Annotated in this window: 6 protein-coding genes; 2 read left to right on the forward strand and 4 right to left on the reverse strand. The window is 69.0% G+C overall.

Features of this window, described 5'->3' with window-relative positions; genetic code table 11:
- The first annotated feature begins 68 nt into the window (after window positions 1–68).
- Window positions 69–1,040, forward strand: a complete 972-nt coding sequence (locus A9Z05_RS17385; protein WP_069619202.1) for a LysR family transcriptional regulator — start codon at window positions 69–71, stop codon at window positions 1,038–1,040.
- Window positions 1,041–1,288: 248 nt separating this feature from the next.
- Here the strand turns inward: A9Z05_RS17385 and A9Z05_RS17390 are convergent, their stop codons facing one another.
- A complete protein-coding gene (locus A9Z05_RS17390) occupies window positions 1,289–2,335 on the reverse strand; it encodes an MBL fold metallo-hydrolase (protein ID WP_069619203.1) in 1,047 nt (348 codons plus the stop codon).
- 216 nt (window positions 2,336–2,551) lie between these two features.
- On the opposite strand from A9Z05_RS17390, the gene A9Z05_RS17395 reads away from it, so the two are divergent.
- A complete protein-coding gene (locus tag A9Z05_RS17395; RefSeq protein WP_069619204.1) occupies window positions 2,552–3,457 on the forward strand; it encodes a LysR family transcriptional regulator in 906 nt (301 codons plus the stop codon).
- A gap of 23 nt (window positions 3,458–3,480) precedes the next feature.
- Here the strand turns inward: A9Z05_RS17395 and A9Z05_RS17400 are convergent, their stop codons facing one another.
- The 3 genes from A9Z05_RS17400 to A9Z05_RS17410 all read right to left on the reverse strand — a co-directional run.
- On the reverse strand, window positions 3,481–4,932 hold the full coding sequence (locus A9Z05_RS17400; RefSeq protein WP_069619218.1) for an alginate export family protein: 1,452 nt from the start codon (window positions 4,930–4,932) through the stop codon (window positions 3,481–3,483).
- Between the two features lie 14 nt (window positions 4,933–4,946).
- Window positions 4,947–5,900: a VOC family protein gene (locus A9Z05_RS17405; RefSeq protein ID WP_069619205.1), complete on the reverse strand. Its 954-nt coding sequence runs from the start codon at window positions 5,898–5,900 to the stop codon at window positions 4,947–4,949.
- A 171-nt stretch (window positions 5,901–6,071) separates the two neighbouring features.
- Window positions 6,072–6,488 (reverse strand): amidohydrolase family protein (locus A9Z05_RS17410; protein WP_141723426.1); only part of this gene is annotated, 417 nt, incomplete at its 5' end.

Below are 6,488 nucleotides of genomic sequence, written 5' to 3' on the forward strand. Positions count from 1 at the left end.
AACTGGCCCGACGCGCGTCTCCCCGCCAACATGGCTCCATGCAAGCCAATCAATGATCGGAGGTCGATATGGAGCGTCTGAAAGCGCTGGAGGTATTCAAGGCAGTGGCGGACCACGGCAGTTTCACGCGGGCAGCCGACGCCACCAATGTTGGCGTACCGTCGGTAAGCCGCGCGGTGCAGGATCTTGAAACGATGCTCGGCGTGCAGCTCTTCAACCGGACCACGCGCCGCGTCGCGTTGACCACGGCCGGCCATGCGGTGCTCGAGCGCGTCACGGGCGTCCTGTCCTCCTATGAAGACCTCGCGCGTACCGGCAGCGACGAAGCCGGCGATTGCGCGGGTAACGTCCGCATCGAGGTGCCGGCAATCTTCGATACCGCCCGCCTCACTTCCGTCCTGGTCCGCTTCATGCGCGCGTGGCCGAAAGTACGGGTCGACGTGCGGCGCGTCGATCACCTGGCCGATACGCTCGGCGATCTTGCAGACCTCGCAATCGTCGTCGGTCGCTCGGCGCCGTCGTCGTGCATCGCGCGATCACTCGCGGCCGTGCATCTCGGGCTCTATGCGAGTCCTGCCTGGCTCGAACGGACCAGCGCTCTCGCTCACCCGCTCGATGTGCCGGCCGAGGCTTGCCTCGCGACGGGCGCACAGCATTCGGTATGGACGGTCAGCCATGCAGCATCCGGGGAGTGTGTGTCGCTTGCCTCGCGCGCGGCGCTGCGCACGAATTGTCCTCATGCGCTTCTCGCGGCGGCCGTCGACGGCGAGGGGGTAGCAATCCTGCCCGACCCGCTCGCACAAGCGGCGCTCAATCGCGGCGAACTCGTGCGTGTGCTCGATGCGTGGCAGGTCGCGCCGCTGGAAGCCTGCCTCGTCTACCGGTCCAGACGCAATCTCCCCGCGCGGGTGCGGAGATTGACCGAGTATTTGCTCGACGCCTTCGGCGAGCAACGCGACGAGATTGACGCAATGGCGGCTGTACCGAACATTGCCCGGCTTGCAGCGACGCAGGCGACGCTCGCGCCGTGCGCAGCGTGATGAAGATTTTGCTTATACGAATGCAGGGGAAACAACGAAATGATGGTTGATTTTGCCGGATGTCTGCTGGACGTGTCGTCGCGGTATCTCGGACTCGCGATCACGCACCGGACGGCCGTGGCTCACGACGGCGCCGGATCAGGACACGCGACGCGCGTGAGCGATTCACATCGTGGCGCGTCGTCCTCCCGAATGCCGCAGCATGCGCATGCTGCCACGGATGTGGCCTCGCCGATGTGGCCGGCTCGTCACCGCACCGGCGTCGCGTCGTAGTTGACCGGCACCCAGTCGTATTGCGCACCGTCCCGGCGCAGGTGGCCAAGCCCGGGAAACGCGATATGCGCGGCACCGACGAGATAGCGTCGATCGGCGACGCGCTTCAGCGTGTCCCGCCGCGTACGGCGGGCGGCGCCGGCATCGCTGTCGTACTGGACCGTCGCGTCGACGTCGCGCAACTGGATCGCCGCCACGTGCACGATGTCGCCCCACGCGAGCAGGCCCGCATTGCCGCTCTCGATCAGATAGGCCGTATGCCCCGGCGTATGGCCGGGCATCGGCACCGCGCGAATGCCGGGCGCGAGCGCCGCTTCGCCCCGAAACGTCTTGAAGCGGCCGGCCGCCACGTAAGGCGCGACCGCCGCCGCGGCCGCGTCGAAGAACGACGCGAGGAACGCCGGCGCCTGCGCCTTGTTGGCGGGATCGAGCCAGTACGCGGCCTCGACGGCGTTCACGCGCACGACGGCATTCGGAAACGTCATCGCGCCATTCGACGCAATGCCGCCGACATGGTCCTTGTGCAGATGCGTGAGCAGCACTTCGTCGATCTGCGCGGGCGCGTAGCCGGCCGCGCGCAGGTCGTCGATCAGCTTGCCGCAGCAGTCGCCGTAGAGCGTGCCGGCGCCCGCGTCGACGAGGATGCGCTTCGATCCGGTATCGACCAGGAACGCGTTGATCGACCCTTGCACGGGCGGCTCCAGGAACGCGCGGTCGAGATCGCGCCGGATCTCGTCCTTCGAGATGTCGCGAAACACCGTGTCGACCGGAAACGGATGGGTGCCGTCGGACAGCGCGATCACCGTGAAATCGCCGATCTTCTGCCGATAGAAGCCGGGAGGCTGCAGGCCCGCGGCGGCGGCTGGCGCCCGGGATTGCGCGACGGGTTGCGCATCGGCGCGGGCGTCGGGCGACGTTGCGGCCTGCGCGAACGCCGCGGACGCGAGCAGGCCCGCCCATCCGGCCACGACGAGCAAGCGGGCCGCATGCACGACGCACGCGTGCCGGAACGGGTTCTTCATGTGTTCTCCGGGACGAACCGTGCGCGCGCCCGGTCACGAACGACCGACCCGTGCAACACGCAATGTCGCGCAGCTTATCGGGCGCCACGGCGAAAATCCTGAGCGTGGCCTGAATTGTCCTGAAGACGCGGCACGTGCGCGCGGCCGCCGCGCCGGCCGGCGCTAGAATGCGAACCGCATGCAATGCGCCGTTACAACCCGCACCGAGGCGACCCCATGGACAAATTCTCCGCGCTGCGCGCGTTCGTCGAAGTCGCGGAAGCCGGCGGCTTCTCGAGCGCGGGGCGCCGGCTCGATCTCGCCGCTTCGTCGGTCGTGCGCGCGGTGGACGCGCTCGAGGCGTCGCTCGGCACCGTGCTGCTGAACCGCACGACGCGGCAGGTCACGCTGTCCGACGCGGGCGCCGTCTACTATGCGCGCGCGAAACGCGTGCTCGGCGAACTCGCCGATGCCGACGCGCTGGTGGCCGATCGCGGCGACGAGCCGTCCGGGCCGCTGCGGGTGTCGGTCCCCGTCGCGTACGGGCTGCGCCGCATCGCGCCGCACGTCGCCGCGTTCGTCGCGCGCCATCCGAAGCTCGACCTCGACCTGCAACTCACCGACGAACGCGTCGATCTCGTGTCCGCCCGGATCGACGTCGCGATCCGGCTCGGCGACGCGGCCCCGACCGCGGAAGTCGTCGCGCGGCCGCTCGGCACGTTCCGGCGCTACGTGGTCGCGAGCCGCGCGTACCTCGACGCGCACGGCACGCCCGCGACCCCGGGCGAACTGGTCGATCATGCGTGCCTGCGCTTTCATTTCGGCGTCGACCAGCAGACGTGGACGTTCGCCGGCGCGCAACGCACGACGCAGGTCGTCGTCACCGGCCGGCTGAAATCGAATCACAGCGAGGTGCTGCGCGAGGCCGCGCTCGACGGCGCCGGCATCGCGCTGCTGCCCGACTGGCTGGTCGACGCGGACATCGAAGCCGGCCGCCTGCAGCGGCTGTTCGATCGATACGACGTGACGCCGGGCTCGGCGCGCGCGGTGATCACCGCGCTGTACCTGCCGAACCAGCGCGGCTCGAAGCGCGTGACCGCGTTCATCGATTTCGTCGAATCGCTCGCCCGCGCGCAGCCCTGACACGCGCGGCACGGCGCGACGCGTCACCAGCCGAACTTCGCTTCCATCCCGAGATAGTCGGCATTGCGCGCGCCGAGCGCGCGAATCGACGAGCCGAGCTGGAAGTGCACGGCCTCGAGCGCGAGCGCGACGTTCGCGTTCACGAGCCAGTCGACGCGCGCCTGCGCGTACATCCCCGTCCACGCGCCGCCCTTGCCGGCCGTGCCCGGCACCGCCGACATCCCCTGCCCGTAGATCGCGTCGGCGGTCGTCTGCCGCCACTGGAAGCCGACGGCGGTGAGCACCGTCACCGAGCTGGCCGGCTTGAACGTCAGCGACGGCTTCACGTGGATCAGGTTGCTGTATCCGGTGTAGCCGGCGAGCGTGAAGTAATAGCCGTTCGGAAACATCGGGTTGAACGTGCCGACGCGCCGGTCGCCCGGATGCGCGTCGCCCGATGCGCCGTCGACCTGGATGCCGATGCGCGGCGTGCCGGCCGTCTTCGCGAACGTGTAGCCGCCCAGCGCGCCGAACGCCCACGCGCCTACCGTGTCCTGCCCGACGTGGCCGGTCTGCAGCATCGCCTCGACGTCCCAGTCGAACCCGTCGGTCTTGCCCGCGTAGCGCATGTCGAACACGTCGCGCCGCTCGGTGCCGGAGGCATCCGGATAGCGCGCGTTGTCGCGCGTATAGCGCGACCAGTACGCGGACAGATCGCCGGGCCCCGTGCCGGTGCGCTCGACGCGCACGCCGTCGAATCGCAGGTGCCGGTTCGACACGTCATCGAACACGGCCGCATTGCGATACTGCACCGGGCGCGTCACATAGCCGATCAGCCGCCATTTGCCGATTTCGTAATCGGTCCACAGTCCATCGTATGCCTGCCGCACGTTCGGGCCGTCGCGCACCGACACGAAACGCTGCAAGTCGAACGCCATCTCCTGGCGTCCGATCCGCGTCTTGAACGTGCCGGGCCCCAGTTGATCGACGTACGCGACGAACGCCTGCTCGAGGTCGAGCTGATCCTTGTCGACCGGGCCGACCGTGTCCTTGCCGAACGGCCGCGCATCGACGAACTGCACGAATGCCTGGAAGTGTCCGCGATAGCGCAGGTCCGCATGCACGTTCGCGCGCTGGATCACGTAGTTGTCGTCGTGCGCGGCGCCGAGGCCGAACAGCGGCGCGTTGTTCAGTTCGAAGCGCTCGCGCAGGTTCGCGCCGAGCGACAGGTAGGTCGACGGGTCGTCGCCGAGCCGTATGTATTTCAGCGCGTCGAACGGCTTGCGCGGCACGCACGGATTCGCGAACGCCGACCAGTCTTCCTGCCAGCGGTTGAACGACACCGTCGGGCGCTTCGCGGTGCACGCCGCGGCGGCGGCGGCCGGCGACACATTGGCATCGGCGGCGGCATCGGCGCCGACGGCCGACCCCGCGTGCAACGCGGCGCCGCCCGCCAGCACGACGCACGGCAGCGCACCGCGCCACGATCGCTTCATCGGCCGGCGCCCCGTCATTTCGACCGCGCGTGGATTTCGGCGACGTAGCCGCCCGGGAACTGCACGAGCGCCGCGTCGCGGCCGTCCGACTTGAACGGCGGCACGAGCACGGTCACGCCCGCGGCTTCGGCCTGCTTCAGCGTCGCGGCGAGATCGGCCACTTCGTAGCCCGTCATTTCGCGCCCGAACGGGTAAGGCAGGTGGCCATCGGTCGCGAGCACGGTCATCTTGCCGAAGCCCGACTCGATGCGAATGCGGCGGTACGTGTCGTTCGGCCGGCCGATTTCGATGCCCGGTGCATGGCGCACGTCGGACACGATCTTGCCGTGCGAGAACGCGGCGAAGTCGCGTGCGAGCTTGCTCGCGCTTTCCGGCGATACGTACACGCGGTTCTCCGGCACCGTCTGCAGCGGGTCGTAGTTCGGCGCCTGCGTGTGCCAGTACAGCTGCATGTTCACGCCGCCCGGCCAGCGGACGATCGCGTCGCGGCCGATCGGGTCGGGGAACGTCGTCACGACGATGTCCGCGCCATGCGCGCGCGCCGACTTCACCGCGACGTCCATGTCGGTGACGAGATAGCCGGTGCGTTCCTCGCAGAACGGATACGGGATCGGCGTCTTGAAACCGAATACCGAGATCGTGCCGACCGGCGTGAGCACGAGCTGCGACATCGTCTGGCTCGGCGTCGGCGTGACCTGGAACACGCCCTGTTTCGACTTCTTGCCGCCGAACGTCGCGACGAAGCTGTCGGTGAAGCGGTCGAAGTCTTCGGGTGCGACGCACACGTGGGTCGTGTCGTACTGCGGGCCGACCGCAATGGCGGGAGCGCGCGCGGCGGCGGCCGGCGACGCGATGTCGTCGAGGTGGGTTTCGTCGGCGAATGCCGGCGCGCCGGCCAGCAGCGCGGCGAGCACGGCCGACGACGCGGCGGTCATGCGCAGCAGGTTGCGCAGGTTGAATGAACTCATTGGTTTTCTCCGTGATGTTGACGCGCGCGGCCTGGCGCCGCGCGCGGATGCTGATTCAGCGGGATGCAGGCGACTCATCCGGGCGGCCCGGACGACCGACGAGAAACACGCGCACCGCGAGCGGCAGCGTGCGGAACCATGCCGGGGAGTCGCAGCGGTAGGCACGCGATGTCAGATCGCCCAGCAAGAGCACCCGAATGCGCCCCAGAAGCCCTTCGCATCCGACGTCGGCAACGTGCTTGCCCATGCGCTCGCGTGCGCATGCTGGTGAAGGTTGCATTCATTCGCGCAGCCGCACATCGCGGCGGCCGCCGCGCGTTGCAGCGGCGCGCCGTTGCGCTGCGTCGCGCCCCAGCCGCCATAACCGCCAAACTCGCGCACCGGCGACCAGTCCGGCATCGCCGGCGGGATCGGCGCGTCGTGCGACGCGAACGGCCCCGCGCCCCACACGATCTTCCCGTCGACCACCGTCAGCAACGCGGTCGTGGCGGCGATGTCGTCCTCCGCGCATGCGAAGAAATCGCGATCCGGGACCACCAGGTCGGCAAGCTGCCCCACTGCGATGCGCCCCTTCTTGCCCTCCTCGTT

This window comes from Burkholderia sp. A2 (assembly GCF_001729305.1).
Taxonomy (GTDB): Bacteria; Pseudomonadota; Gammaproteobacteria; order Burkholderiales; family Burkholderiaceae; genus Burkholderia; species Burkholderia sola.